The organism is Streptomyces niveiscabiei (assembly GCF_001419795.1).
In the GTDB taxonomy this organism is placed as follows: Bacteria; Actinomycetota; Actinomycetes; order Streptomycetales; family Streptomycetaceae; genus Streptomyces; species Streptomyces niveiscabiei.
The window spans coordinates 1-2,888 of the sequence record NZ_LIRL01001352.1 but is presented as its reverse complement, the minus strand read 5'-3'; the positions used below and the strand labels follow the sequence as shown (position 1 = coordinate 2,888).

1 protein-coding gene is annotated in these 2,888 nt (G+C 70.8%); it reads left to right on the top strand.

Features of this window, described 5'->3' with window-relative positions:
* Nucleotides 1-181 precede the first annotated feature (181 nt).
* On the top strand, nt 182-2,888 hold a 2,707-nt coding region (locus tag AOK24_RS43960), incomplete at its 3' end, for a DNA translocase FtsK (protein ID WP_055725410.1).

Below are 2,888 nucleotides of genomic sequence, written 5' to 3'. Positions count from 1 at the left end.
GGCACGACTGCCCGCAGCTGGGTGAGGCGGGTAGAGCGGGCGCGGGTCTGTGGGAGGTAACTGGCTTGTGGGGGAATTGTTTCGGTGGGGCGTCAGTTTTGGGGTTTGTTGGGGGCGACACGAACGGGTGAAGCTGTAGGCACACGTGTCCTGTGTTGCTCGCGCCGGTACGCTCACCACCATGGCCTCACGTCCCTCCGCAGCCAAGAAGCAGCCCGCGAAGAAGGCCGCGGCACCCGCGAAGGCTCCGGCGAAGAAGGCCGCAGCGAGGAAAGCCCCGGCGAAGAAGGCGCCCGCCAGGAAGGCCGCGGCGAAGAAGGCCGCGCCCCCGAAGCCGGCGCCCAGTCCCACCGGCGGTGTCTACCGCCTCGTACGCGCCCTGTGGCTGGGGCTGGCGCATGCCGTGGGCGCGGTGTTCCGGGGGATAGGGAACGGCGCGAAGAACCTCGACCCGGCGCACCGCAAGGACGGCGTCGCGCTGCTGCTGTTCGGGCTGGCGCTGATCGTCGCGGCGGGGACCTGGGCCGATCTCAGGGGCCCGGTCGGCGACCTCGTCGAGATCCTGGTGACCGGCGCCTTCGGTCGGCTCGACCTCCTTGTACCGATCCTGCTCGCGGTGATCGCCGTACGGTTCGTGCGGCACCCGGAGAAGCCCGAGGCCAACGGCCGTATCGTCATCGGTCTGTCCGCGCTGCTGATCGGGGTGCTCGGGCAGGTGCACATCGCGTGCGGGTCGCCCGCGCGCAGTGACGGCATGCAGGCCATAAGGGACGCCGGCGGGCTCGTCGGGTGGGCGGCGGCGACGCCGCTGACCTTCACGATGACGGAAGTCCTCGCCGTACCCCTCCTGGTGCTGCTGACGGTCTTCGGGCTGCTCGTCGTCACGGCGACGCCGGTCAACGCGATCCCGCAGCGGCTGCGGCTGCTCGGCGTCAAGCTCGGTGTGCTGCATGACCCGGAAGAGGACGACGAGTTCTCCGACGACGACGAGCGGTACGACGAGCAGTGGCGCGAGGCGCTGCCCGGGCGCCCGCGCCGGCGGACGGCCGGGGGCGAGGCGTACGACCCCGAGGACGCGGAGGAGGCGGCCCTCTCGCGGCGCCGCGCGCGGCCGAGGCGCCCCGGGGTGCCCCAGCCCTCCGGGGACCGGCAGATGGACGCCGTGGACATCGCGGCGGCAGCGGCGGCGGACCTCGACGGCGCCGTCCTGCACGGCATGCCGCCCTCGCCGCTGGTCGCCGACCTCACGCAGGGCGTCAGCGTCGGGGACCGCGAGCCGACCCGGCCGACCCCTGTGCCGGCGGCGCGGCCCAAGGAGCCCAAGCAGGAGAGGCTCAAGCCGGGGATAGTGCCGGACCTGACCAAGGCCCCGCCGGAGGAGATGCGCGACCTGCCCGCGCGCGCGGAACAGCTCCAGCTCGCCGGGGACATCACGTACTCGCTGCCCTCCCTGGACCTCCTGGAGCGCGGCGGCCCCGGCAAGGCCCGCAGCGAGGCCAACGACGCCGTCGTCGCGTCCCTGACGAACGTCTTCACCGAGTTCAAGGTCGACGCCGCCGTCACCGGCTTCACGCGCGGGCCGACGGTGACGCGCTACGAGGTCGAGCTGGGCCCGGCCGTCAAGGTCGAGCGGATCACCGCGCTGACCAAGAACATCGCGTACGCCGTCGCCAGTCCCGACGTACGGATCATCAGCCCGATCCCCGGGAAGTCGGCCGTCGGGATCGAGATCCCCAACACCGACCGGGAGATGGTCAACGTCGGGGACGTGCTGCGGCTCGCGGACGCCGCCGAGGACGACCATCCGATGCTGGTGGCGCTCGGCAAGGACGTCGAGGGCGGGTACGTCATGGCGAACATGGCGAAGATGCCGCACATTCTCGTCGCCGGTGCCACCGGGTCCGGCAAGTCCTCGTGCATCAACTGTCTGATCACGTCGATCATGTGCCGGGCGACCCCCGAGGACGTCCGGATGGTGCTCGTCGACCCCAAGCGCGTCGAGCTGACCGCGTACGAGGGCATCCCGCACCTGATCACGCCGATCATCACCAACCCGAAGCGCGCCGCCGAGGCGCTCCAGTGGGTCGTACGGGAGATGGACCTGCGCTACGACGACCTCGCGGCGTTCGGGTACCGGCACATCGACGACTTCAACCAGGCGATCCGCGAGGGCAAGCTCAAGACGCCCGAGGGCAGTGAGCGGGAGCTGAAGCCGTACCCGTACCTGCTGGTGATCGTCGACGAGCTGGCCGACCTGATGATGGTCGCGCCCCGGGACGTCGAGGACTCGATCGTGCGCATCACGCAGCTCGCGCGCGCGGCGGGCATCCACCTGGTGCTCGCGACGCAGCGGCCGTCCGTCGACGTCGTCACCGGTCTGATCAAGGCCAATGTGCCCTCCCGGCTCGCGTTCGCGACGTCCTCGCTCGCAGACTCGCGGGTCATTCTCGACCAGCCCGGCGCGGAGAAGCTGATCGGCAAGGGCGACGGGCTGTTCCTGCCGATGGGTGCGAACAAGCCGGTCCGTATGCAGGGCGCGTTCGTCACCGAGGCCGAGGTCGCGGCCGTCGTGCAGCACTGCAAGGACCAGATGGCGCCGGTCTTCCGGGACGACGTCACGACCGGGACCAAGCAGAAGAAGGAGATCGACGAGGAGATCGGCGACGATCTGGATCTGCTGTGCCAGGCCGCCGAGCTGGTCGTGTCCACGCAGTTCGGGTCCACCTCGATGCTCCAGCGCAAGCTGCGGGTGGGGTTCGCGAAGGCCGGGCGGCTGATGGACCTCATGGAGTCGCGGGGGATCGTGGGGCCCAGCGAGGGGTCCAAGGCGCGGGACGTGCTGGTGAAGCCGGAGGAGCTGGACGGGGTGCTGGACGTCATCCGGGGCG